The following is a 24,842-nucleotide window of genomic DNA, read 5'->3' as shown; positions in this document are numbered from 1 at the left end:
TTCATCCCGTCGGCGCGGTGCAGAATCGGACCGGGAGCGGAGCGAGCGAGGAGTCGCGGCGGAAGGCGAGAGCGCGATTCAGTCGTCGCGGGGGACGACCTGCCTGCCGCCGATGACGACCCGCGAGACGTCTGCCTGTCCGGCCCGCCTGACGACCGCGCGGACGAGGTCGCGAGCGCCGCTGAGGTTGTCGGAGTCGCCGTCGAGGACGAGCAGATCGGCGTCGGCACCGGGCTCTATCACGCCGCGGTCCACCCCGGCTATCTCCGCGCCGTTGGCCGTCGCCATGCGCAGTATCGCTCGGGCCGGGAGGTCGGACAGCTTCGCCGCGAACTCCATCTCGCGGAACATCGAGGGCGAGTCGGTCATCACGTTGTCCGTGCCGAGGGCGACGGTCGTTCGCTCGCTCAGCTCGCGGATCGGCGGCACGCCGACGTTGGTGACGAGGTTCGACCGGGGGCAGACGACGACCGGAGTCCCGCGGTCGTCGAGCCGTTCGAGGTGGATCGGCTCGGCGTGGACCATGTGGACGAGGAAGTCGGGCGCTAAGTCCATCGCGGCGTTGATGTCGTCGGCGTCGCGCTCCCCGGCGTGGATCCCGAAGGGCTTGCCTGCGTCCCGCGTCGCCGTCCGGACCGCGTCGAAGTCGGCGTCGCGGGCGCCGGAGGCGCCGTACCCGTCAGCGACGGAGAGCACGTCGGGGTCGTCGCGCCCGAAGACCACCGGGTCGATCGCCCGCTCGCCGAACGGAACGCCCGCTCCGGCGACCGCGTCGCGGAGCGCGGCGACGCCGTCGACGCCCCCCTCGCGGAACTCGAGGAACGTCCCCGTGCCGGTCGACTCCATGTACCGCAGCGTGCGCGCCATCGCGGCCACCTTCTGCCCGCGGTCGGCCGCCCGGAGGAGCCGGTGTTTCAGCCCGTCCGGCGGCACGACCAGCTCGTCGAGTGAGAGGCCCGCGCCCGCCTCCTTGGCGATCGAGTCGCCGATGTGGGTGTGCGCGTTGACGAACGCCGGGAGGATCACGTCGTCGCTCTCGACGGTCGCCTCCTCGACCCGGACGACCTCGCCGTCCGCGACGACGACCCGGCCCTCGACCGGCTCGAAGTTGGGGCCGACGAGGATCGTCCCTTCAAGATACATACCGGAGGCTCGTCGCGCCGCGGGGAAAACGTCGTGGGAGCGGCACCGAGCGGCGGCACCTCCGAGGAGGGGCGTCAGGGCGCGTCGAGCCGCGCCCAGAACCCGAGCGTGTCCGGGAGGAGCGCCCGTGGCTCGGCGGCCGACGCGGCGTCGCCCTCGCTCGTCGTCTCGCCGCCCGCGGGCTCCGGCTCCACGACGCGCTCGACGTCGAACCCCGCGTCAACGAGGGCGCGGTGGAGCTCGGAGACCGACCGGTCGAAGGCGACGAGGTCGGCATCGTACGACTCGTCGATCTCGATCTCCCGCCGCGGCGGCGCGTGATACCCCCTGTCGATCGTTCCGGTCTCCGGGTCGATCAGCTCCCGGAACGGGTGCATCACCGACAGGTAGAACGCGCCGCCCGGCCGGAGGACGCGACGCGCCTCGCGCACCGCGGCGTCGAGGTCCGCGACGAGTTGGAACGCCGCCTCGGAGAACGCCGCGTCGAACGCGTCGTCTGCGAGCGGGATCCGGGTCACGTCACCCTGGAGGAACCGGGCGTCGACGCCGTAGTAGTCGCGGAGCCGGCGCGCGTGATCGAGCTGCCCCTCGGCGATGTCGACGCCGACCACGCGGTCGGCGCCCGCCAGCGCCGTCCCCACGCTCCCCTGGCCGCCGCCGCAGCCGAGTTCGACGACGTCCGCGCCCGCTATCGGCGGCGGGAACTCCGAGCCGGCCGCCGCGTGGCTGTCCGGGTCGAAGGGCGTCGGGACCGGCGGAACTCCGGACTCGTCCGTGTCGGCGTTCCACAGCGCCTGGAACGCGTCGCTCCACTCGTTCCAGAGCCGGCGGTTCTCGCGGTGGTCGTCGGTCACGCCGGCGGATCGGTCGGCGACGGCATAAACCTCACTCGAACTCGTCGAGCGTCGTCGGCATCGCGCCGCGCACCTCGGTCACGAGCCCGTCCGGGTCGAGGCCGAGCACGTCCGCGGCCGCGCGGCCGACGCGGTCGGTGGCCGGTGCCGGGGCGTACACCCCGAGGCGCCACTGGTTGCGCTGGGCGGTCCGGAGCGCGGAGACGAGCGGCGACTGGCGCTCCAGCCGCCGGATCTCGCCGTTGACGGTGACGCGCGCGGTCGACTCCCGCATTGTCGGCTCGGGGGGCACGTCGAGGATCACGTGGTCGCGGGCGACGCCCGCCTCCGCGGCGATCTCGCGTTCGAGCGCCGTCTCGGCCGCGCGGTCCGCCTCGTGGACCCGCTCCGGCACGTCGTCGTACTCGGCCCACACCGCCAGCTTGTACAGGTCGCGCTCGTCGTACCGCCGGGAGAGCTCCGCGGTCCCCGGGCAGTCGCGGATCGCGGCGAGGAAGTCGTGGTCGTCCATCCGGCGCAGCTCGGCCGCCGTCGTCGCGGTCGCGTCGAGGAGTTCGCTCGCGGCCCGACGCAGCATCGCCTTCGATATCCGCGCGACGTGATGGGTGTAGACGACCGGGTTCATCAGCGCGCGGGCGAGGAGCAGGCTCTCGGCGGTCTGGACGTTCCCCTCGTCCAAGACGAGCTCCGGGCCGCGGCGGTCCGGGGTGTCGCCGTCGGTGGCGGCGCTCTCCCCGCCGTCCGCGACCTCGCCGCGCTCGACGAACGTCAGCTCACGGACGAACCGCTCGGTGTCGATCGTGCCGTACGGGACGCCGGTGTGGTAGGCGTCGCGCACGAGGTAGTCCATGCGGTCCACGTCGAGCTCGCCCGAGACGAGCCCGGCGTAGGGCCCCTCGCCGGCGACGATGTCGGCGATCCGGTCCGGGTCGAGGTCGTGGTCGCGCAGCACCTCGCCGACCGCGCCGGTCGCGAGCAGCTCGTCGACGTCGTCGTGGTACTTCCCGGTCCGGCGGTGGGTGAGCGATTCGAGGTTGTGGCTGAACGGGCCGTGCCCCACGTCGTGGAGCATCGCCGCCGCCTCGATGCGGTCGGCGCGCTTCCCCTCGATCCCGAGGTGGTCGAGCGCGCGGCTCGCGAGGTGGTAGACGCCGAGGCTGTGTTCGAACCGCGTGTGGTTCGCGGAGGGGTAGACGAGCTGGACCGTGCCGAGCTGTTTGACGTGGCGGAGCCGCTGGAGGGCGGGGGTGTCGACGAGGTCCGCGGCGACACCGTCGATCTCGATGTGGTCGTGGACGGTGTCCTTGACCGTGATCATGCGTCCGGCTTCGGCGGCAACCGGTAAAAGGCTGTGAGTGTCGCTCCCGCCGCGGCGGCGCCGGAAGCCGCCGGTCGGCTCCCGTCAGCCGCGAATCTGTGGCACGGTTTATGAGGCGACCGTGCGAAGTGTCGCGTATGTACGACGTGTTGCTCGGCATCGGACTCGACGACGAGCCGCGAGCGATCGCACAGGCCGAGGCGGTGATCGACCTCCCGGGCGATCCCGACGAGGTGACCGCGCACCTCTGTCACGTGTTCCGAGACAACCCGGAAGGCGCGTCGGTCCACCAGATCGGGACGGTGCGGCGCGCCCGGGAGATTCTGGAGGACGCCGGCGTGAACTGCGTCCACTACGAGGCCAGCGGCGATCCGGGCGAGGAGATCCTCGCGGCCGCGACCGACATCGACGCAGACCTCATCTGCGTGTCCGGGCGCAAGCGGAGTCCGGCCGGCAAGGTGGTCTTCGGCAGCACGACGCAGGCGCTCGTGTTGAACGCCGACCGACCCGTGTTGGCGGTTCCGGGACCGAACGAGGAGTGACGCCGGCGGTGAGCGATCAGGGGTGGCGAAACTGAGCGCGCGGTCGCGGCGGAAGCGAGAGCACGCCGCGGCGCCCGAACCCCGGGGCGTCGCTGTCCGCGAGGGTCAGGGAGCGGGCCGCTCCGTCGCGCGCAGTCCCAAGACTTCCCGCGCCGCGGTCGCGACCGGGTCGACGCGTTCCGCGGGACAGTAGACGCCGAGCGTCCAGCGGCGGCGCTCGGCGGCGCGGAGCCCGGTGACGAGTTCGGAGGCGTCCTCCAACCGCTGCGGGACGCCGTCGACGACGACGGCGGAGCCGGACTCCTTGAGGGTCGGTCGCGAGGGAATGTCCACGATCACCGCGTCGCGGTCGACCCCCGCGGCGTCCGCGATCTCGCGTTCGGCGGTCCGCTCCTCGGCGCGCCCCGCGTCGACCGTGCCAGCTGGCACTTCGTCGATCCCCGCCCACACCGCCCGCTTGTAGAGGTCGCGCCGCTCGATGCGCTCGCCGAGCGCCGGCACGCGCTCGCGGAGTTCGACGAGGAGGTCGTGGTCCGCCATCCGGCGGAACGCCGCCGCGTCGGTGTCGGTCCGGTCGAGGTAGCGCTCGCAGGCGCGCTCCAGCATCGCGCCCGCCACGCGGGAGACGTGGTGGCGGTAGACGACGGCGTTCATCAGCGAGCGCGCGACGAGCAAACTCTCCGCGGTCGCAACGTTCCCCTCGTCCAAGACGAGGTCGACAGCGTGGCCCGGATCCGAGACGAGGTCGGCCGACCCGCCGGCCCCGTCCCCGCCGACCAGCCGGAGCTCCGTGACGAGCCGGCCGGTGTCGACGGTGCCGTACGGGACGCCCGTGTGGTGGGCGTCGCGCACGAGGTAGTCCATGCGGTCCACGTCGAGCTCGCCCGAGACGAGGGGGCCGAGCGCGCCCGCGCCGTCGATGAGGCCGGCGACGCGCTCAGGGTCGAGCCCGTTTCGTTCGAGGACCTGACAGACCTCGCGGTCGGCGTCGGTGAGCAGCCACCCCACGTCGTCGTGGTCGCGGCCGGTCGCGCGCCGGATGATCCCCTCGGTCTGGTGCCCGTACGGGCCGTGTCCCACGTCGTGGAGCATCGCCGCGGCGCGGACGTGCGCGGCGGTGTCGCCGTCGACGCCGAGTCCATCGACCGCGCGGCCCGCGAGGTGGTAGACGCCGAGGCTGTGTTCGAACCGCGTGTGGTTCGCGGAGGGGTAGACGAGCCGGACCGTGGAGAGCTGCTTGATGTGTCGCAGCCGCTGGAACGCGGGGGTGTCGACCAGCTCGGCGGCGAGGTCGCCGAGCCGGACGTGCCCGTGGACGCTGTCTTTGATCGCCTTCATCCGCGCGTCTCGGTCAGAGTCACTCGTCGACGACGTCGATCCCGAATCGCTCTTCGAGCGCGCGCACGACAGAGCCGCCGACGTTGGCGGTCGCGGCCCGGCCGTCCTCGACCGCGAGGAGGTCGTCCTCGTCGACTTCCAACTCGGCCGCGACCTCCTCGACCGTCAGCCCGGCGTCCTGCCGCGCCTCGGTGACGACGTCCCCGTAGCCGGAGACGAGGTACGGCAGCCGGTCCGACTCGTAGCTCGTCCCCTCCTCCTCCCAGCGCTTCGAGTCGCCGGTCGCGGAGTCGTACATCTTCGCCTGTTTCCGGGCGAGCTCCTTGTTCCGGCTCTCCGTCGGCTGTGACTCGGAGCCGGCGCCGCCGGGGCTCCCGCCCCGCGACCCGCCGCTCGGACCGCCGCGGTCGCTGGGGGCGTTGCCGGCGTCGTCGTGGGGGCGGCAGTTCGAACACACGAGCAGCTTGGCGCCGGCGACCGTCGCCTTGCGGAGGTCCGCGGTCTCGTGCCCGCAGAGCTCGCACGCGTCGCCGTCGTCGCCGCCGCCGCCGCCGCCCGTCGAGTACTTCGGCATACCACGTGTAGTTGCGCCGGACCGTTAAAAACTCGTGGAGCCTCGCGGCCCCGTCTCGGGCGCCGGTCGGACCGACCCGCGCGTCACGGGCCGAGGTACCCCCACGCCTGAAGCCGGTCGCCGTCGATCCAGCGCTCGCCGATGTCGTCGCGGTAGTACATTTCGGCATCACGACGTCGTCGATGCGCCCGTACGCCCGTTTGCGCGCCGCCCCCATTGTCTCTCCCTTCCCGGTGACGACGATCGGCATCCCGCTCTCGCCGGCGACGCGCCACTGGCCGTCGACCCGCTTCGCGTCCTCGATGTGGATCCCCGCTCTGTCCGCGGCGTCGAAGACGACGGCGGCGTTCCGCGAGTTCTCGTCGTACGTCTGCTCGTCGTCGAACGGGAACGGCGGCAGCACGACTCGCACGGCGATCTGGTAGCCGTCGTGGAGGTCGGGCTCGGGCTTGTCGCCGTGCGCGAGGTCGTGGAAGAACTCGGCCGTCGACGACTCGATCGACTCCTCCTGGAGGGCGATCGTCGGGTATCCGAACCGCGGCGTGAACTCCAGCGGGTAGATCCCCGTCTCGTTGACGATACAGTTGATGTCGATGCTCCCGACGTACCCCTCGTCGGCGAGCCACCCTTCGAGCTTCCCGAACGTCTCTCGAAAGAGCCTGTTCCGTCCCGCCCAGAACATCGAGGCCCCCATCTCGTCGGTCGAGGGCCCGATGTTCCCCGGGAACAGCTTCTTGTGCTCGAAGTTGAAGTTGACGCGGTCGACAAACTCGTTCCCGTCGAAGAAGCCGCAGATCACCACCTCGGCGCCCTCGACCTTCCGCTGGAGCTGGAACCCCTACATCTGGTTCCCCCACGCCTCCTTGTACGCGCGGAGGACGTCGACCACGTCGCCCCCGTCGTCCTCGTCGCCGACGTACAGCAGGCGCTTGACGTTTTGTACCTCGCCGAGCGGTTTGATCACGTAAGATCCGGGGTTCCGTTGGACCTGCTGGATACCGGCGTCGAACTCGCGGAACACGTGGTGTTCGACCGTGTTGACGCCGTGGTCTTCGAGCACCTCCGTCGCGTAGCCGCGGTCCTCTTCGAGGCGGTCGGTGTTCGGCGTCCCGCCGACGACGGCCTCCCCCTGTTCGCGTCGTTCCTAGGCGGGTTCGCACGTACCGACGCCGGAACCGACCCAGATGTCGTCGAAGACGGTCACGTCGGCCCAGTCGACCTCGGCGCGCCAGTCGTCAGTCTTCGGGACGAACCCGTCGCCGATCTACTGGTCGCTTTCGGCCTCGACGTAGTACTTCACGTCGTGGCCCTCGCGGTGAACCTGCCACGCCAGATCGGCGATCAGCGCGGCGTCGGCCGAGACGAAGAGGAAGGCGGCGTCGTCCATGCGGGGCGGTCGCCCGGGAGGGACTTGAGTGTGTACCGCGTCGCTCGCGCCGGTCCGACCGGGAGACGGTTGAAACGTTAACGCCCGGGTTGATGAGGGACGGCGTGGTCGATCCGAGTATGCCAACCGTGACACGGGACGGCGTGACGATAGACTACGCCGTCGACGGGGATCCCGGGGAACCGACCGTGCTGCTGCTCGAAGGGCTCGGGTACGGCCGGTGGATGTGGCGGTGGCTCGCCGAGGCGCTGGCCGACGACTACGAGGTGCTCCGGCCGGACAACCGCGGGACCGGAGACTCGGACATGCCGGACGGGCCGTACACCGTCGCCGAGATGGCGGCCGACGCGGCCGCGGTCCTCGACGACCGCGGCGTAGAGGCGGCCCACGTCTGCGGCGCGTCGATGGGCGGGATGATCGCGCAGGAGTTGGCCCTCTCCGACGACCGAGTCGCCTCGCTGACGCTGCTGTGTACCTCTCCCGGGGGCGACGACGCGGCACCGACCCCGCCCGAGGTGCAAGAGCACATCTTCTCCGCGCCCGAGGACGCCGACGCCCGCGAACGGATCCGCTACCTGATGGAGCCGGCGGTCTCCGACGGCTTCTACGACCGCGAGCCCGAACTCGTCGACCGGATCGTCGACTGGCGGCTGACGGGCGACGCGACCCCGACCGGCCGCGAGGCGCAGGCGGCCGCGGTGGCGGCGTTCGACGCGAGCGACCGGATCGGCGACCTGTCCGTCCCGGCGCTCGTCCTCCACGGGACGGCGGACCGCGTGCTGCCGGTCGAGAACGCGGAGCTGCTCGCCGAGCGTCTCCCGCACGCGGAGGTCGACCTGTTCGACGGCGGGCCGCACCTCTTCTTCATCGAGGAGCGCGAGCGCGTCAACGACCGAATCCGGGCCTTCCTCGGCGGGGTCGCCTGAGATGGCGACCGGAAACGATCCGCGGGGAGACGACCGTACGGAGGAGGTCGGCGCCGAGTCCGACCCGCGACCGCACCCGCACGGCGACCGGGGGTACGACTGGGTCGGCTCGCTGTCAGCCCGCCGCGCGCGGCTCTCGCCGGACCGCGTCGCCGTCACCGACACGGCCGCGAACGCCGAGTACACCTACGCGGAGCTGGACGAGCGCGCCAACCGGACCGCGCGCTTCCTCCGCGACGCCGGCGTCGAGGCGGGCGACCGCGTCGCCGTCGTCTCCCGGAACCGCGTCGAGCTCGTCGACCTGTACTTCGCGACCGGGAAGACCGGGTCGGTGCTGGCGCCGCTCTCCCACCGCCTCGCGGAGCGCGACCTCGCCGCGGTGTTGGGCACCGTCGACCCCGAGTTGCTCCTCGTCGAGGCCCCGTTCGGCGGCGACGTCATCGACGCGTTAGAGCGGGCGGACGTCGAGCCCGCGGTCCGCTCGATCCCGACCGACGGCGACGACGCGTGGCGCCCGTACACGCGGGATCTGCCCGGGGACGGCTCGCCCGTCGAAACCGCCGACGTGTCGCTCGCGGACCCGCACCTCCTCTTACACACCGGGGGCTCGACGGGCACGCCGAAGGAGACGGTCATCAGTCACGGCGCGATCCGCTGGAACGCGTTCAACACGATCACCGCGTGGGGGCTCCGCGAGGACGACGTGACGCCGATGGTGTTCCCGATGTTCCACACCGGCGGCTGGAACGTGCTGACGGTCCCCTTCTTCCAGATGGGGGGGCGGATCCTCCTGAGCCCGGAGGTCGACCCCGGCCGCGTCCTGCGCGACGTCGAGCGCGAGTCGGCGACGACGCTCGTCGCGGTCCCGGCGGTGTTGCGGATGATGGCCCGCCACGACGAGTGGGACGCCACAGACCTCTCCTCGCTCCGCTTCGTGAAGAGCGGCGGGGGCCCTTGCCGCGAGAGCGTCATCGCCGCGTGGCGGGACCGCGGCGTCGAGATATCGCAGGGGTACGGCCTCACCGAATGCGGACCGAACAACTTCGCGATGCCCGACGACTTCCCGCCGGAGAAGACCGGGAGCGTCGGCGTCCCGGCGCTCGCGGTCGACGCGCGCGTCGTCGACGAGGACGGTCCCGTGCCCGACGGCACCGTCGGCGAACTGGAGCTCGCCGGGCCGGCCGCCGCGGACCGATACTGGGACGAACCGGAGGAGACGGCCGAGACGTTCGGCGACTGGGTGTCGACCGGCGACCTCGCGCGCGTCGACGAGGACGGCTACTACCACATCGAGGGGCGCAAGAAGAACATGTTCGTCTCGGGCGGCGAGAACGTCTACCCGCCCCGCGTCGAGGACGCGCTCACCGACCACCCGCGGATCGAGGAGGCGGTCGTGATCGGCGTTCCGAGCGAGCGCTGGGGGACGGTCGGGAAGGCGATACTCGTCGGCGACGAGTCGCTCTCGCTCGACGACGTGGAGTCGCACCTCGCCTCGCGGGTCGCCCGGTACGCGGTCCCGAAGGCGCTGGCGTTCGTCGACGAGATGCCGACCTCCGGCCCGTCGAAGATCGACCGCGCGGCGCTGAAAGAGCGGTTCGGCGAGTAGGCGAGGCGAGGAGATCGGCGCGGAGCGGGGCTGGCGGGCGGAGAGCGCCTCGATCGGAGTGAGCAGTAACAATTTTTTTTGAAACTCGGAGTAGACAACCGGTGTATGTCCTCCACACGTCGTGCCCTCCTTGCGACCAGCGGACTCATCGCGACCGCGGGGTGTGTGAGACCGATATTCGGGCCCGCGCACGACAAGATCGGATCGCTGTCATTGCGCGCCCAGACCCCCTCGACCGTCGCCGAGCGGACCACCACGCCGGTGACAGTTCGTGCGCTCGGCCCGTACGGACACACCCTTGTTCGGCGTGTACTCGACGACGGATCGGCGTCCTATACCGCTGCCGACACGCTGGTTGCCGAAGGAGAGATCGTCCAGCAGGACGGAGCGTTCTACGAACTCACTCACGAAACGACGGGGCATACGCCGGCGATGGCCTATCTGATCGAATTCGAGGCGACAGTCCCGGCGACGACCTCGGTCGACGACGATGAGACGGTCTCTTTCGATGCCCTCCCGGCGGTTGATCGAAGCGCCCTCCGAACCGGTCTCATAAACGAACTCTGGCGGAGACTCTCCCGGACCGAAGGGCGCGTCTCCGGCGATGGGGAACTGGTCTATCCGGCGACACCAAGCGGACCAACGGAGTCGCTGGTCGCTCCGACTCCCGAGTATGATACCGTCCGCTACGGAGACGGACAGCTCCGGCTCTCGGTTACCGGCGAGGTGACCGAGACGCGCTTACACAGCTACAGACTCGAAGGCTCGACGGTCGCCACCTCAGAAGAGGCCTATGTATCCGATGTCCTTACGCGGTCTCGGACGGACGCCGTAAAACTCGAAGCGTCGACGCTCACCGACCGCCAACACGATATTCTTCAGGGGGCAATCGATCAAGAGTACGGCCACGATCAGCCGATCGACGACGCGTCATCGGCGTACCGGACGCTCGTTGTGCGCCTGTTCGCCTCTGATAGCGACCCCGAATCGGTTGATCTCGTTGACCTGTCGGGTAGTGAGGCAATGGTCGTCTACGACGGGACACTGTATCGGGCGAGCTACACTGTCAGTACCCCCTGATCACGACCTACCCGGTCGTTCAGGAATCATCGTAGTACTCGCCGCGGGGCTTCTGCTCGCGATCAAGTTGACCGTCGAGCTTGTTGATCCGTGGACCGCGGCTTCGTGCGTCCCGTCGGAAGCTGATGCCAAGCGCCTCAAGGAAGGCGTTCACACCCTCGCGCATCGGCTGTGGGGCCCCGACTGTCCGTGTTCGCCCGACGTGTCTCGAAGACGATCGGTCGGTCGGCGACCCGATCGGTGACAGAGGGGTCGCGATCAAACAGCGTTTCAGGCTCCTCGGGCGCAATCTGCGTCTGCGAGGGGTCGCGCGTACGCAGTGACGAGGTCGACCGAGACACCGGGGGCGACGGCTGTTATGACGTGCCAGACAAGGTTTTGAGTCTTCACCGAGCGTTCCACAGGAACAACCGTTATATACGCGGGGGATAAGGTCGTGTCATGCTCGACGTCACGATGGATATGGAGCAGTTCGACTGCCCGTTCATCGACACCTCCGCGGACCACGACGTCTCCTTCTCCGCTATGCACTGGCAGCTGGACACCGCGGCGGAGCAGCTGGAGACGCGGCTGCTCGTCGAGTCGCCGGACCGCTACGAGCTCGGCGAGGGGCTCACCGCCCTCCGCGACCACGAGAACATGGCCGAGTACCGGCTGTTCTCGAAGCAGGACGGGACGGCGATCATCCGGACCGTCATCGAGGAGACGAACGCGATGTCGACGATAACCGACCACGGCGGCTACATCACGGGCCCGTTCCTGATCGAGGACGGGTCCGAGCGCTGGCAGGTCGGGTTCGACGACGAGGCGACGACGGAAGCGGCGCTCCACGACTTAGAGAAGGGCAACGAGTTCGTCGTCGAGGACCGGTCCGAGCTCTCGATGGAGGCGCTGTTCGACACGATGCGGAACGCGAACGCGGCCTCGACGATGCTGGACGCGTGCCGCGACCTGACCGACGTCGAGCGCGAGACCATCGAGACGGCCGCCGACGCGGGCTACTTCGAGTCGCCCCGCGAGGCGACGCTGTCGACGCTCGCGGACGAGTTCGACGTCTCGACCGCGGCCGTCTCGAAGAACATGCGCCGCGGCGAGAAGAAGTTGCTCCGCAGCGTCGTCGCCGCGCTCGACGGGCTGGAGTAGACCGGGGACGCGGCGACACGACCGAGGCGCCGCGGTCGTCGGACCGACGGCTCGTCGTTCGGAAACCGCGGTTTCGGCGCCCGTTTTCGGCGTATTCCCTCGACACCCCGCGGTCTGTTAACATCTTAACTCGGCCCTTCATGGTGGTGTCCGGTGTCGAACACTGTATGCGAGACGAACACACACGGCGAGCGTATCTGCGACGAACCGGCGCCGCGGTCGGCGCGGCCGGAATCACCGGGCTGGCCGGCTGTTCCGGCGGAGACGGCAGCGACCTCTCCGGCGAGACGGTCCGGATCGGGGCGCTCCAGCCGACCTCCGGCGACCTCAAGTACTACGGGCAGATCAGCCTCCGCGGGTTCTACTCCGGGTTGGCGTACAAGCACGACCTCGACCCCGTCGAGGAGGCGACGCCGGGCACGTACACGGTCGAGCCCGATGGCGGCCCGACCTACGAGATCATCGTCGAGGACACCGGCTTCAGTCCGGATACGGCCCAGAGCGTCGCGACCGACCTCGTCTTGGAAGAGGAGGTCGACATCCTGTTCGGCGGGACCTCCTCCGACAGCGCGCGCCGGCTCATCAACACCGTCGTCGACGAGACGGACATCCCCTACCTGATCGGGCCGGCGGCCGACGCCGGCATCACGGTGAGCGACGAGTTCTGTCACCCGATGGCGTTCCGCGCGAGCGAGCACACCGCGATGGACGCGCGGGCGGGCGGCACGTACGTCGCCGAGAACTTCGACATCGACACGGTCGCGGTGTTCGCGTCCGACAACGCGTTCGGGCAGAGCGTCGCGGAAAACTACACTCAGGTATTGGAGAACAACGGGGTGGAGGTCTTGGAACCCCGCTTCGTCGAGGTCGGGTACTCCGAGTTCGACGGGCTCTTCGAACAGGCGATGTCGGACGGCGCGACGGGCGTCGTCGGCGGCTTCACCGCGTCCACGCTGCCGCAGTTCCTCACCTCCGCGATCTCCTACGACGTCCAGGTGTTCGGCGGGTTCGCCGCCCTGCTGACGACGCAACTCATCGGCGGGACCATCGAGTCGGCGCTGGGCGAGGGCTTCACCGAGCAGGATATCAAGGACGCCGGGCTCGGACCGTTCACCAGCCGGTACCACTGGAACCAGTACGAGAACTCGATCAACGAGGAGTTCCGGCAGCTACACATCGACGCGTACGGCATCGTGCCGGACCTGTTCAGCGCCGGGACGTTCACCGCCGCCTCGGCGCTCTCGCAGGCCGTCTCGGAGACCGGCTCCACGGACGGCGCCGACATCGCCGAGGCGCTGCGCGGCATGACCGTCGCTGAAACGCCGAAGGGCGCGGACGGGTACACCTTCCAGGAACACAACAACCAGGCCGCCTCGCAGATGACGGTCGCGTGGCCGGTCCCGACCAGCGACGAGTACGCCGACACCTGGGGCGCGCCGATCATGCCCGGCCAGCCCCTCGAACGGCTCGACGCCGAGGACGTGATGGTCCCCGAAGAGGACGCGAGCTGCTCGCTGTAATGCTGCTGGAGACCGAGGGGCTCACGAAGCGCTTCGGCGGCATCACCGCCGTCGACGGCGTCGACTTCGCGTTGGAGACCGGCGAGCTCTGCTCGATCATCGGCCCAAACGGCGCGGGGAAGACGACGTTCTTCAACCTGCTCACGGGCGTGTTGGAGCCCTCCGACGGGAGCATCCGGTTCGCCCCATCGGGCGGCAGAGACGCGGGGGCGGCCTCCGCCGGTGCCGACGGGACCGGCTCCGCGATCGACATCACGACGGCCTCGCCGGACGAGACGGCGCTCGCGGGGATCCACCGGTCGTACCAGATCACGAACCTCTTCCCGACGCTGTCGGTGCTGGAGAACGTCCGCGTCGCCGCGCAGGCGAGCCGCGGGAACGACTCGTGGAAGCTGTGGCGCAACGTGACCGACTTCGAGGACCACTACGCGGAGGCGACCGCGATCCTCGAACGGATCGGGCTGGCCGAGGAGGCCGAGACCGTCACGCAGAACCTGAGTCACGGCGAGAAGCGTAGCCTCGAGATCGGGGTCGCGCTCGCCGGCGACCCGGATCTGCTCCTGCTCGACGAGCCGACCGCCGGCGTGTCGAGCGAGGGCGTCGACGAGGTCGTCGCGCTGATCGAGGACGTGGCCGAGGATCACTCGGTGATGCTCATCGAACACAACATGGAGGTGGTGATGGACATCTCCGACCGTATCGCCGTTCTCCACCGCGGTGAGCTGATCGCCGACGGGCCGCCCGAGGACGTTCGCGGCGACGAGGACGTTCAGGAGGCGTACCTCGGCGGGTACGGCCGCGAGGGATCCGCCGACGGACGAGAGCGCTCCGCCGACGAGGGAGGGCGCTCGGACGGCGACGCGGCCGCCGACGGCGGCCGACGCGTGCGCGCCGGGGGTGAGTCGCCGTGACGACGCTCGAACTCGACGGCGTCCACACCTACTACGGCGAGAGCCACATCCTTCAGGGGTTGTCGCTGTCGGTCGAGGCGGGCGAGATCGTCGCCCTCGTCGGCCGGAACGGCGTCGGGAAGACGACCACGCTCCGCACCGCGCTCGGGCTCACGCCGCCCCGCGAGGGGACGGTCCGGTTCGACGGGACGGACGTGACGGGGATGGAGCCCCACGAGATCGCCGCCCGCGGCATGGGGTGGGTGCCGGAGGAACGACGCGTATTCTCGCATCTCACGGTCGAGGAGAACCTCCGCGTCGCCGCCCACTCGGCCGCCGATCCCGGCGCTCGGATCGCGGGGGCGTACGAGCTGTTCCCGGCGCTCGACCGCTTCGCCGACAAGGAGGCGGGCGACCTGAGCGGCGGGCAACAGCAGATGCTCGCGATCGCCCGAGGGATGCTCGGCGACAACGACCTGCTGCTCGTCGACGAGCCGAGCGAGGGGCTCGCGCCACAGATCGTCGAGGACGTGGTGGAGGCGCTGCGCGCGGCCTCCGCGGACACGACGATGGTCCTCGTCGAGCAGAACTTCCGGCTGGCGATGGATCTGGCCGACCGCTTCTACCTCATCGACCACGGCGTCGTGGTCGAGGAGGGAGAGACCGCCGGCGTCACGAGCGAGGACGAACGGATCCGGAGGTACCTGACCGCATGAGCCTCGGACCGCTCGCGGGGACCGCCGCGCAGGTCGCCCCGCTCGTCGACCCGGGCGCGCTGCTCGCGACCGGCGGCGCGGTCGACGGCCTCCAGACGGCCACTCGCGTGCTCGCCGAGGGGATCGGCAAGGGCGCGGTGTACTTCACCATCGCGGTCGGCCTGACGCTTGTCTTCGGGCTGATGGGCGTGCTCAACTTCGCGCACGGCGCGATCGCGATGGTCGGCGCGTACCTCGGCGGCTTGGTTCTCGTCCTGCTCGTCGGGGCGAACACCGGGACGGTCGCGACGATCCTCGTCTTCTTCGTCGCGCTGGCGCTCGTGTTCGCGGTCACCACCGCGGCCGGCAGCGCGATGGAGGTGACGCTCATCCGGCCGATCTACGACCGGACGCCTACCTACCAGATCCTGTTGACCTTCGGCGTCTCGCTCATCATCGAGGAGGTCGCCCGGATCGTCTTGACGCTCCGGGGGATCCAGCCGAACCCGCAGTGGCAGGCGCCGATGGGCACCGCGCCCGACGTGCTGCTCGGGCGGACCGAGCTGCTCGGCGTCGGCGTCAGGCGGCTGTACCTCTTCGAGGTCGCTATCGGCGCGGTCGTCGCCGTCGCCGTCTGGGCGTTCCTGACGAAGACGCTGTACGGCCTCTACATCCGGGCCGGCAGCGAGGACACCGAGATGGTCCAAGCGCTCGGCGTCGACGTGCGGCAGGCGTTCACCGTCGTCTTCGGCGTCGGGACCGGCCTCGCCGCGGTCGGCGGCGTCCTGCTGATGTGGGACCCGATCTGGGGCCCCAGCGTCCTCCTGAGCATCGACGTGCTGCTGTACGCGTTCGTCGTCGTGATCATCGGCGGGCTCGGGAGCTTCACCGGGACGCTCGTCGCGGCGGGCATCGTCGGGATCGCCGACTCGGTGACGACGTGGTTGTTCACCACCGGGATCGTCACTTTCCCCGGCCTCTCCGAGGTGACCATCTTCCTCCTGCTCGTGGTGATGCTGATACTCCGCCCGCAGGGGCTCTACGGCGTCGAGGAGGTGGGAGGCCATTAGCGACCCCGACTCCGGTGTCGACGCGGACGCCCCGGCGGACTCCGACGGGTCGGTCGGCGACGCGGGCGCACCGGTCGACGGTTCCGGCGCTCACGTCGACGAATCGGACGCTCCCGTCGACGAGACGGATCCGGTTCCGCCGTCGAAGGCAACCGGCGGCCTCCGCGAATACCTGCGAGACCACGCGGTTCACGCGGCCGTGATCGTCGGGTTCCTGCTGTATCCGCTCGGCTACGAGGCGCTGCTCGCGACGCCGGCGGCGCCGCTCGCGGAGACGTTCCTCCCCGCGATCACGTTCATGGTCGTGGTGCTGTACATGGGGCTGTTCGCGATGAGCTTCGACTTCGTCAGCGGCTACACCGGCTACCTCTCGTTCGGGCACGCCGCCTTCTTCGGGACCGGCGGCTACTTCGTCGTCCTCGCCGCGAACGGGCAGGTGCCGGGGATCCCGGGCGGGACGCCGTTCATGATCACACTCCTGCTCGGCGCGGTGGTGGCCGGCCTGCTCGCGCTCGTCATCGGGTCGGTGTCGTTCCGGCTCACGGGCGTCTACTTCGCGATGATCACGCTCGGGTTCGCGCAGGTGATCTACGAGCTGATCCGCTCGTGGGGGTACGTCTCGACGAACCCGACCGAGGGCGCGACGGTGAGCGGCGACGCGCTCGCCATCGGCGTCCCCTTCGTCGACGCGCTGAGCCTCGACGTGGGGCGGCTCACGGGCGAGAGCGTCGAGAACCTGCTCGGCCTCGGGATCGACCTGTCGGCGACCGTGGTCTCGTACTACGCGCTCGGGATCGTAGTGGTCGTCTGCTACTTCGCGATGCAGCGGATCATCCACTCGCCGTTCGGGCGCGTGATGATCGCGATCCGCGAGAACGAGGAGCGCGCCCGGGCCGTCGGCTACGCGACCTACCGGTTCAAGCTGGCCGCGTTCGCCATCAGCGGCTTCTTCGGCGCGGTCGCCGGCGGGATCTTCGCCGCCTACTCGCGCTCCGTCGCGCCCGACGGGACGTTCTACTTCCTCGTCACCGCCGACGCGCTGATCACGACGATCGTCGGCGGGTTCGGCACCCTCGCGGGACCGGTGTACGGGACCCTGTTCACGCAGGGGTTAGAGGACGTGCTCTCGACCGAGAGCGGCGGGATCGCGACGCTGCTGCGCGAGGAGCTCCCGGCGAGCGTCCTCGAAGCGGATCTGTTCGGGATCAGCGTGGAGCTGTTCGTCAACACCGCGGTCGACGGGCGCGCCCCGCTGTACCTCGGGATCATCTTCGTGCTGTTCGTGCTGTTCGTCCCGAACGGCATCCTCGGGACGCTACGCGACCGGCTCGGCGGCACCGTCGGGAAGCGGCTCCCGGACCACCTGCGGCGCTACCTCCGGTAGCGTCGCGGGCCCGCGGCTCCGCGGCCTCCGTCGCACGTCCCGCGACGGACCGCGACGTAGACACACGACACATGACCGATATCACGCGATACGACGGAGCGAACCGAACGCGGCGCGGCGAACCGGACCGAACGCGGCGCGGAGGAGACGGATGACCGTCTCGATCACCGGACTGGGGACGTACGTCCCGGACGAGACGATCACCGGCGAGGCCATCGCAGCCGAGAGCGGCATCCCGGAGGAGGTCGTCGTCGAGAAGATGGGCGTCCGTGAGAAGCACGTCTGTCCGCCGGACGACGACCACGCGACCGACATGTCGGTGACGGCCGCCGAGCGCGCGCTCGCGGACGCCGACGTCGATCCGGCCGACCTCGACGTGGTCGTCTACCACGGATCCGAGTACAAGGACCACGTCGTCTGGTCGGCCGCGGCGGCGATCACCGACCGACTCGGGGCGACGAACGCGTACGCGACCGAGAGCTACACGCTGTGTGCGGGCGCGCCGATCGCGCTCCGACAGGTGACCGCCCAGCTGGAGACCGAGCCGATCGACACCGCGCTGCTCGTCGCCGCGAGCCGCGAGGAGGACCTCGTCGACTACGGCAACGAGGACAGTTCCTTCATGTTCAACTTCGGCAGCGGCGCGAGCGCGTTCGTCGTCGAGGTGACCGACGGCGGATCGGTCAACGACGAGGCCGATCGCTTCGACGGTCGAGCGCGGGCGACCGTCCGCGCCAGCGCGGCCCAGACCGACGGCTCGTTCGCCGGCGACGTGGTGATGCCGGCGGGCGGGTCGAAGCGCCCGCCGAGCGAGGAGACCGTGCGCGAGGGGCTTCACACCCTCGACGTGCCCGACCCGGACGGGATGAAAGAGCGGCTCGGGCCCGTCTCGCTGCCCGCGTACCTCTCGGTCGCCGACACGGCCCTCGAACGGTCCGGGTTCGACCGCGACGACCTCGACTTCGTCGCGCTCACCCATATGAAGCGGTCGTTCCACGAGCGGGTCCTCGACGAGCTCGGCCTCGATCCGGGGAGCGACGGCTACTACCTCGACGAGTTCGGCCACGTCCAGAGCGTCGACCAGGCGCTCGCGCTGGAACGTGGCGTCGAGACCGAGCGCCTCGAACCGGGCGACCTCGGCTGCCTGCTCGCGGCCGGGACGGGGTACACGTGGTCCGCGACAGTGATCCGGTGGCGAGGCTGACCGCTTGTAAACAGCGGAGCGTCTCACGGTTCTCCAGAACTCGCAAGACAGGGGGCTCGACTGATCTCTGTGCGGTTCCGTCCGAGACGGGCGATTCGATTACTTACACTGTTACGTCGCGGCTGCCCCTTTGAGTTCCCGCCCCGCACAGCACCTCACGCCTCCCCAGCCTCGTCGCTCACGCCCTCCGGGCGTTCGCGACTCCCTCGCGCACTCCTCGCGGTCGCCTCCGGCGCCCGCTCGGAGGCACGCGCCACCGCTTCGACGCGTCGTCATTTACAAAATGGCTCGGCCGAGCGTCCGCCTCCGTCGGTCAGTCGCTGTCTCCGTGCGGGACGGACAGCACCGTCGCCTCGCCGGAGAGGACGCGCTCGTCGCGCTCGGGGACGGTCGCGGTCGTCTCGACCGCGACCCGGTCGCCGCCGATGTCGTCGATGACGCTGACGCTCGCTTCGACCGTCTCCCCCGGGTACACCGGCTTCTCGAACGACAGTTCCTGCGAGAGGTAGACGATGTCGCCGGAGAGCCGCGCGAGCGCCGCGGAGACGACCGCGGCCGAGATGATTCCGTGCGCGACGCGGCCGCCGAACATCGTGTCGGCGGCGTACTCGTCGTCGAGGTGGATTGGGTTCTCGTCGCCCGAGAGGGCCGCGAACGCCTCGATCGTCTCCTCGGTGATCGTTACTTCGTGCGTCGCCGTCTCGCCGACCGTCGCGACTGGCATACCGATCGGACGCGCGCCCGCCGCCTCAATCCCGCGGTTCAGCCTCGAACCCGTGCGGCGTCGGGGACTACCTCCGGCGTGGATCAGTCGTCCGCCGGCGCGTCGACCACGTCCACGTCGGTGGGGTTCGCGCCGCCGTACGCCTCGACCAGCTCATCCAGTCGGTCCGGATCGTCGGCGTGGGCCAGCGGCTCCGTCGCCGTCTCGCAGGCGGCGTCGACGCCGAGGCGGTCGCAGACCTCGTCGACGGTCGTCTCGGCCATCTGGCGGTAGGTGGTCAGCTTGCCGCCCACGACGCTGTACAGCCCGGCCGCGCCGTCGCGGTCGTGGTCGAGCAGCGTGAACCCGCGCGAGATCCCGCGGCGGTCCGACCCCGCCTCGTCGGGCGAGTAGAGGGGGCGGACGCCCCACCACGTCCGGACCGTCGGCGCGTCGGCGACCGCGGGGAGCATCGCGGCGCACTCCTCGACGGAGCGCTCGATCTCCCAGTCTTCCGTCTCGTAGTCGTCGGGGTCAGAGACCGGCACGCTCGTCGTCCCCAGCACGACCTCGCCGTCGTGGGGCACGACGATGTCACCGTCGTCGGGGTCGCGACACCGGTTCAGCACGGGCGGCGCTCCGTCGTACTCCACCGAGACCATCACGCCCCGGCTCGGGGCCATTCCGACCTCGACGCCGGCCATCTCGGCGATCGAGTCGGCCCACGCACCGGTGGCGTTGACGACGATGTCCGGGGTCAGGGTCGCATCGACCGCGCCGCCGACGCGGACGGACTCGACCGCGCCGTCGCGGACCGTCACGTCCTCGACCGGCGCGTGCGGGTGAACGGTCGCGCCGCGGCGCTCGGCGTCAGCGGCGTTGGCGGCAACCAACCGGGACGGGTAGATGACGCCGTCGGGCACGCGGAACGCCTCTTGGACCTCGTCGGCGAGGCCCGGCACCGCCTCGCTGGCGGCGTCGCCGTCGAGCCGTTCGGTCTCGATGCCGATCGCCTCGCAGGCCGCGATCTTCTCCTCGAAGTAGTCGGGGTCGTCGCCGTCGAGCCGGACGAACAGGCCGCCCGTTTCGCGGACGCACGCCCCGGCGATATCGCGGAGCGTCCGGTTCTCGACGATACACTCCTCGGCCCCCTCGGCGTCGGCCTCCGCGTAGCGGGCCCCGCTGTGGAGGAGGCCGTGCGACCGACCGGAGGTGCCGCTACCCAGGCCGCCGCGGTCGACGAGCGTCGCGTCGACGCCGCGCATGGCGAGGTCCCGAGCGATGCCCGTTCCCGTCGCGCCGCCGCCGATCACCAAGACCGTCGAGTCGTCGCTCACGCGACGGTCACCCGGGTTGGCGCGGGAGCGTGCTCCGCCGCGAGACGCCGTCGATTCCGGTCACTGTCGATCATGCCATATATACGCATTCCGCGCACTTGAGACTGCCGTCGAACGAGGGAGAAAACCGGTTTCGAAAGGGTGTTACCGGCCGAATTCCGGATCCGGCCGCGACGGCGGCTCAGCGCGGTCCGCCGGCGTCGGCGGGGCAGGTGTCGACGCCGAGCACGGAGTAGAGGCCGCAGGTCCCGGTCGCGGCGGTCGCGAGCATCGCGAGGGCGACGACGCCGAGCACCGGGGCCGCGACCGCGGGGAGGGGCCCGGAGCCCGCGAGGGTGGCTAACGAGGCGGCACCGGCGACGGCACCGACCGCAGTCCTGACGCGCTTGTCCATCGCACCGACGTTTTGGTTCATGCGTCACAATACGGCTCACGGCCGTATGAACCTTTCCACCGCCGACTCGCCTCTCGCGTTCACCCGAACTCGTCGAGGCCGGTCTGCGAGGTCGCGTCGGCGTCGTCCCCGTCCGCCTCGGCCGGCTCGCCGTGGTCGGCCGCGATCGACCGCGCGGCCCCGACACCCCCCGACAGCGACGCGCGTCGCGCGATCTCTTCCTCGCCGAGGCGGGCCGCGGCCGCGCCGTGGACCGCGCCGTAGCGCTCGCGGAACTCCTCCCGGGCCGCCTCGTAGTCGACGACGGGGTACGGGTACGCCTCGCCGATCTCGATCCCGACCTCGCGCTGGACCGCGAGCGGCGTCTTCTCGGGGGCGTCGAGGTGCGCGGCGGGGAGCGGGTCGAGCTCGGGGACCCACCGCCCGACGAACTCGCCGTCGGGGTCCTGATCGCGGACCTGCTTGCGGGGATCGTACAAGCGCAGTCCCGGGCGGCCGACCAGCCCGCACTGCGACTGCCACTGGGTGTAGTTGATCGCGGGGTCGCCGTCGATCAGGTGCTCGTAGAAGTGGTCGGCGCCGATCCGCCACGGCTGTTGGAGGATGTGAAAGTAGAACGACGCGCACAGCGCCCGCATCCGGAAGTTCAGCCACCCCGTCTCGCGCAGGCAGCGCATGCTCGCGTCGACCATGGGGAACCCCGTCTCGCCGCGCTTCCACGCCGCGACGAGGTCCGGATCGTGGCGGTCGCCGTTGAACCCCTCGTACACCGGGTTCACTGCGCGGTCGAGCCACCCCGGCCAGTCGAGCAGCTTCTGCGTGTAGTGGCGGTTCCAGAACAGCCGCGAGACGTACATCGACTTCCCGCGCCCGTCCGGCGCGCGCTCGTCGACGTGGCGGTGGACCTCGCGGACCGACAGGCAGCCGAACCGGAGGTACGCCGAGAGGCCGCTCGTCCCCTCGCGGGCGTCGACCGGCGAGGATATCGACCCCGGATACTCGGCGATCCGCTCCGCGAACGCGCGGAGTCGATCTTTCGCCGGACCGCGTCCGCCCGTCGGGACGCGCGTCTTCGTCGGGGCGACTCCGTAGGCGTCGCTCACCCGGTCCGGGTCGACGCCCGTCTCGACGCGCTCAACCGCGACCGACCGGGGGTCCCAGTCGAACGGGTCGGCGGCGAACCAGGACTCGACGCGGTCGCTCCAGTCCTCGCGGGGTCGGTCCGCGTCGCGGACGAGCCCGTCGCCCGCGACGAAGCGGACGCCGAGCCGCTCGCGGGCGCGCTCGTCGCGCCGGCGGCCGTACCGCCCGCTCGCCGTCGCGCTCGCGACGACCTCCCAGCCGGCGTCGACGAACCGGGCGAGCACGTCCAGCGGGTCGCCGTGGCCGTACGTCAGCCCCGCCCCGCCCACGTCGCGGTACTGGCGGTCGAGGTCCCGCAGGCAGTCGTGAAGGAACTCGATCCGGGCGTCGCAGGCTGCGCCGCGCTCGTCGTAGAAGCCGGGGTCGAAGACGAACAGCGGGAGGATCCGGTCGGCGTCCGCCGCGGCTGCCGCGAGCGCGGGGTTGTCCGCGATCCGCAGATCGTCTCGGTGCCAGACGACGGTGCCCGGCTCGTCGGGAGCGTCGTCGGACCGAGAGATCGACCGAACCGCATCCGGGCTGGGAGCCCTCGGAAGCGGCGCGTCCTCGCCGGGAGCCATGGGTTAGCTCTGTTACGAGTTCCCGTCGCATGGGCCTGTCGGCCGGGCTCGGACGCGGCGCGGGCTCGGGGACGGGAAACGTTGAATAGGGTTCCGCCACCGTTACTTCACGGATGTCTGACACAGACGAGACCGACGTACTGCGCGAACTCGCCTCGCTGCCGACGATCGCGAGCCCGCGCGTGTCCCCGGACGGCGAGACGGTCGCCCTCTACTACGACGTCACCGGCCGCAACGAGCTTCACCTCCTCAACCCCGCCGACGGCTCGTTGAAGCAGCTCAGCGACGGCGACGTGCCGCGCTCCGTCCGCGCCGGCTTCGAGTGGGACCCGAGCGGCGACCGGCTCTTCTATCACCGCGACGAGGGCGGCGACGAGCAGCACGACGTGTGGGCGATGTCGCTCGACGGCGAGAGCGAGCCCGTCGTCGAGATGGACGGCCAGATCCGGCTCCACGACGTGGGCGAGGACGGCGAGACGCTCCTGCTCGGCTCCAGCCGCGACGGGCAGATGAACCTCTACCGCCACGACGTGTCGACCGCCGAGACGACGAAGCTCACCGACTACGAGCGTGCGGTCGCAGCCGGCGAACTCTCCCCCGACGGCGACCGGATCGCGTACACCACGAACGAGACCGACGCCTACGAGAACAGCGACGTGTACGTCGCCGACGGCGACGGGTCGAACGCCGTGAACCTGGAGATCGGCGATGTCGGCGCCGAGGCCGCGCCGGCGGACTGGGGTCCTGACGGTGACCGCCTGCTCGTCGTCGACAACACCACCGACCTCGGGCGGGCCGGGATCGTCGACCTCGCCGACGGCGTCGAGGACGCGACGGTGACGTGGTTCGGCGAGGGCGAGTTCGAGGAGTCGCCGAGCCACTTCCTCGAGGGCGGCGACCGGTTCGTCGTGAGCCGGACGCGCGGGGCGGTGACGGTGCCCGTCGTCTACGATGCCGACACGGGCGAGAGCGAAGAACTCGACTTCCCCGCGGGCGTCGCGAGCGTCACTGAGGGCCGGCTGGCCGACGACCGCCTCCTCGCGTACCGGACCACGTCGAGCCGGCGGCCGGAGCTGGTGGCGTACGATCTCGCCACCGACGACGCCGAGACGGTGTTCGACGCGGAGTACGGCCCGTTCGACCCCGACGACTTCGTCGAGCCCGAGACGGTCTCGTTCGTCTCCGACGGGGTCCCCGAGACGCCGGCGCGGGCGGTCGACCACGACCCCTACGAGGAGTTCGAGATCGAGGGGCTGCTGTTCGACTCCGGTCGCCGACCCTCGCCACTGGTCGTCAATCCGCACGGGGGGCCGCGACACCACGACATGCGGCGGTTCAGCTACCGCGTCCAGTTCCTGCTCTCGCGCGGCTACTCCGTGCTTCAGGTGAACTACCGCGGCTCCACGGGGCGCGGCCGCGAGTTCGTCGAGGAGCTGTACGACGACTGGGGCGGCGCCGAGCAGGGCGACGTGGCGACGGGCGCCGAGCACGTCCTCGACGAGTACGATTGGCTCGACGAGGACCGCGTCGCCGTCTACGGCGGCTCCTACGGCGGCTACTCCGCCAACTGGCAGATGGTCCAGTACCCGGACCTGTACGCCGCCGGGATCGCGTGGGTCGGCGTGAGCGACCTGTTCGACATGTACGAGAACACCATGCCCCACTTCCGGACGGAGCTCATGGTGAAGAACCTCGGCGAGCCGGACGAGAACGAGGCGACCTACCGGGAGCGCAGCCCGGTGAACTACGTCGAGAACGTCGGCGCGCCCCTCCTAATCGTCCACGGTGTCAACGACCCGCGGGTGCCCGTCTCGCAGGCGCGGATCCTCCGCGACGCGCTCGACGAGGCCGGCTTCGAGGAGGGCGACGACTACGAGTACGAGGAGCTCGGCGAGGAGGGCCACGGCTCGGGCGACATCGACCAGAAGATCCGCTCGCTGGAACTGCTCGACGACTTCCTCGACCGTCGGATCGGCGCGGAGCGCACCGCCGTCGCCTCGCTGGACGACTAGCGAGGCGCGGTTCGGGCAT

General features: G+C 70.4%; 21 protein-coding genes and 1 pseudogene. 12 read left to right on the top strand and 10 right to left on the bottom strand.

All coding sequences use genetic code 11. The annotated features are described in order from the left end of the window. Positions 1 to 78: 78 nt before the first annotated feature. From EXE51_RS09585 to EXE51_RS09575, 3 genes are all read right to left on the bottom strand, one after another. Positions 79 to 1,143: an amidohydrolase family protein gene (locus tag EXE51_RS09585; protein ID WP_094495381.1), complete on the bottom strand. Its 1,065-nt coding sequence runs from the start codon at positions 1,141 to 1,143 to the stop codon at positions 79 to 81. Positions 1,144 to 1,217: 74 nt separating this feature from the next. Next, positions 1,218 to 1,997: a class I SAM-dependent methyltransferase gene (locus EXE51_RS09580; RefSeq protein ID WP_049933116.1), complete on the bottom strand. Its 780-nt coding sequence runs from the start codon at positions 1,995 to 1,997 to the stop codon at positions 1,218 to 1,220. 31 nt (positions 1,998 to 2,028) lie between these two features. Continuing rightward, entirely contained in the window at positions 2,029 to 3,315 is a 1,287-nt protein-coding gene (locus EXE51_RS09575; RefSeq protein ID WP_086216030.1) for an HD domain-containing protein, read from the bottom strand. A 137-nt stretch (positions 3,316 to 3,452) separates the two neighbouring features. Here EXE51_RS09575 and EXE51_RS09570 point away from each other — a divergent pair, with 137 nt between their 5' ends. Beyond that, positions 3,453 to 3,857 (top strand): universal stress protein, encoded by a 405-nt coding sequence (locus tag EXE51_RS09570; RefSeq protein WP_049933119.1) that lies wholly within the window; start codon positions 3,453 to 3,455, stop codon positions 3,855 to 3,857. 105 nt (positions 3,858 to 3,962) lie between these two features. On the opposite strand, the gene EXE51_RS09565 is transcribed toward EXE51_RS09570, so the two are convergent. The 3 genes and pseudogenes from EXE51_RS09565 to EXE51_RS17940 all read right to left on the bottom strand — a co-directional run bounded on the left by EXE51_RS09565 (position 3,963) and on the right by EXE51_RS17940 (position 7,156). After that, positions 3,963 to 5,195, bottom strand: a complete 1,233-nt coding sequence (locus EXE51_RS09565; protein ID WP_100050303.1) for an HD domain-containing protein — start codon at positions 5,193 to 5,195, stop codon at positions 3,963 to 3,965. A gap of 19 nt (positions 5,196 to 5,214) precedes the next feature. Then, a complete protein-coding gene (locus EXE51_RS09560; protein ID WP_137692584.1) occupies positions 5,215 to 5,769 on the bottom strand; it encodes a transcriptional regulator in 555 nt (184 codons plus the stop codon). Positions 5,770 to 5,852: 83 nt separating this feature from the next. Then, positions 5,853 to 7,156 (bottom strand): annotated as a pseudogene (locus EXE51_RS17940) (phosphoribosylamine--glycine ligase). 119 nt (positions 7,157 to 7,275) lie between these two features. On the opposite strand from EXE51_RS17940, the gene EXE51_RS09550 reads away from it, so the two are divergent. The 10 genes from EXE51_RS09550 (at position 7,276) to EXE51_RS09505 (ending at position 18,674) form a co-directional block, all read left to right on the top strand. After that, positions 7,276 to 8,082, top strand: coding sequence for an alpha/beta fold hydrolase (locus EXE51_RS09550; protein WP_241990615.1), 807 nt, complete (start codon positions 7,276 to 7,278; stop codon positions 8,080 to 8,082). 1 nt (position 8,083) lies between these two features. Continuing rightward, complete coding sequence (locus EXE51_RS09545) at positions 8,084 to 9,688, top strand: class I adenylate-forming enzyme family protein (protein WP_080508618.1); 1,605 nt, start codon at positions 8,084 to 8,086, stop codon at positions 9,686 to 9,688. A gap of 105 nt (positions 9,689 to 9,793) precedes the next feature. Then, positions 9,794 to 10,768, top strand: a complete 975-nt coding sequence (locus tag EXE51_RS09540) for a hypothetical protein (RefSeq protein WP_137692583.1) — start codon at positions 9,794 to 9,796, stop codon at positions 10,766 to 10,768. 441 nt (positions 10,769 to 11,209) lie between these two features. After that, positions 11,210 to 11,911 carry a helix-turn-helix domain-containing protein gene (locus EXE51_RS09535; protein ID WP_049932952.1) on the top strand — a complete coding sequence of 234 codons (702 nt, stop codon included), beginning with the start codon at positions 11,210 to 11,212 and terminating at the stop codon, positions 11,909 to 11,911. Between the two features lie 167 nt (positions 11,912 to 12,078). After that, positions 12,079 to 13,431 (top strand): ABC transporter substrate-binding protein, encoded by a 1,353-nt coding sequence (locus EXE51_RS09530; protein WP_137692582.1) that lies wholly within the window; start codon positions 12,079 to 12,081, stop codon positions 13,429 to 13,431. Next, positions 13,431 to 14,342, top strand: coding sequence for an ABC transporter ATP-binding protein (locus tag EXE51_RS09525; protein WP_137692581.1), 912 nt, complete (start codon positions 13,431 to 13,433; stop codon positions 14,340 to 14,342). The genes EXE51_RS09530 and EXE51_RS09525 overlap by 1 nt, the downstream gene beginning before the upstream one ends. Next, the gene (locus tag EXE51_RS09520) at positions 14,339 to 15,037 is read left to right on the top strand and encodes an ABC transporter ATP-binding protein (RefSeq protein WP_049932949.1); all 699 of its coding nucleotides are present in this window, start codon (positions 14,339 to 14,341) and stop codon (positions 15,035 to 15,037) included. The genes EXE51_RS09525 and EXE51_RS09520 overlap by 4 nt, the downstream gene beginning before the upstream one ends. Further along, complete coding sequence (locus tag EXE51_RS09515; RefSeq protein WP_049932948.1) at positions 15,034 to 16,086, top strand: branched-chain amino acid ABC transporter permease; 1,053 nt, start codon at positions 15,034 to 15,036, stop codon at positions 16,084 to 16,086. Before EXE51_RS09520 ends, EXE51_RS09515 begins: the two co-directional genes overlap by 4 nt. A gap of 199 nt (positions 16,087 to 16,285) precedes the next feature. After that, positions 16,286 to 17,470, top strand: a complete 1,185-nt coding sequence (locus tag EXE51_RS09510) for a branched-chain amino acid ABC transporter permease (protein ID WP_080508617.1) — start codon at positions 16,286 to 16,288, stop codon at positions 17,468 to 17,470. Between the two features lie 151 nt (positions 17,471 to 17,621). Continuing rightward, positions 17,622 to 18,674 carry a 3-oxoacyl-ACP synthase gene (locus tag EXE51_RS09505; RefSeq protein WP_094579729.1) on the top strand — a complete coding sequence of 351 codons (1,053 nt, stop codon included), beginning with the start codon at positions 17,622 to 17,624 and terminating at the stop codon, positions 18,672 to 18,674. A 313-nt stretch (positions 18,675 to 18,987) separates the two neighbouring features. On the opposite strand, the gene EXE51_RS09500 is transcribed toward EXE51_RS09505, so the two are convergent. The 4 genes from EXE51_RS09500 to EXE51_RS09485 form a co-directional block, all read right to left on the bottom strand. After that, the gene (locus tag EXE51_RS09500; RefSeq protein ID WP_089308749.1) at positions 18,988 to 19,398 is read right to left on the bottom strand and encodes a MaoC family dehydratase; all 411 of its coding nucleotides are present in this window, start codon (positions 19,396 to 19,398) and stop codon (positions 18,988 to 18,990) included. An 83-nt stretch (positions 19,399 to 19,481) separates the two neighbouring features. Beyond that, positions 19,482 to 20,714, bottom strand: a complete 1,233-nt coding sequence (locus tag EXE51_RS09495; RefSeq protein ID WP_137692580.1) for an FAD-dependent oxidoreductase — start codon at positions 20,712 to 20,714, stop codon at positions 19,482 to 19,484. Between the two features lie 181 nt (positions 20,715 to 20,895). Continuing rightward, a complete protein-coding gene (locus tag EXE51_RS09490) occupies positions 20,896 to 21,129 on the bottom strand; it encodes a YgaP-like transmembrane domain (protein WP_049932943.1) in 234 nt (77 codons plus the stop codon). Between the two features lie 59 nt (positions 21,130 to 21,188). Further along, positions 21,189 to 22,811: a cryptochrome/deoxyribodipyrimidine photo-lyase family protein gene (locus EXE51_RS09485; RefSeq protein ID WP_137692579.1), complete on the bottom strand. Its 1,623-nt coding sequence runs from the start codon at positions 22,809 to 22,811 to the stop codon at positions 21,189 to 21,191. Between the two features lie 113 nt (positions 22,812 to 22,924). Between EXE51_RS09485 and EXE51_RS09480 the strand changes: the two genes are divergently transcribed. Next, a complete protein-coding gene (locus EXE51_RS09480) occupies positions 22,925 to 24,823 on the top strand; it encodes a prolyl oligopeptidase family serine peptidase (protein WP_137692578.1) in 1,899 nt (632 codons plus the stop codon). The last annotated feature ends 19 nt before the right edge of the window (positions 24,824 to 24,842 follow it).

The organism is Halorubrum sp. CGM5_25_10-8B, assembly GCF_005435095.1.
Taxonomy (GTDB): Archaea; Halobacteriota; Halobacteria; order Halobacteriales; family Haloferacaceae; genus Halorubrum; species Halorubrum ezzemoulense.
Note: the sequence above shows the minus strand (reverse complement) of the source record. Positions and strands in the feature narration are given on the sequence as shown.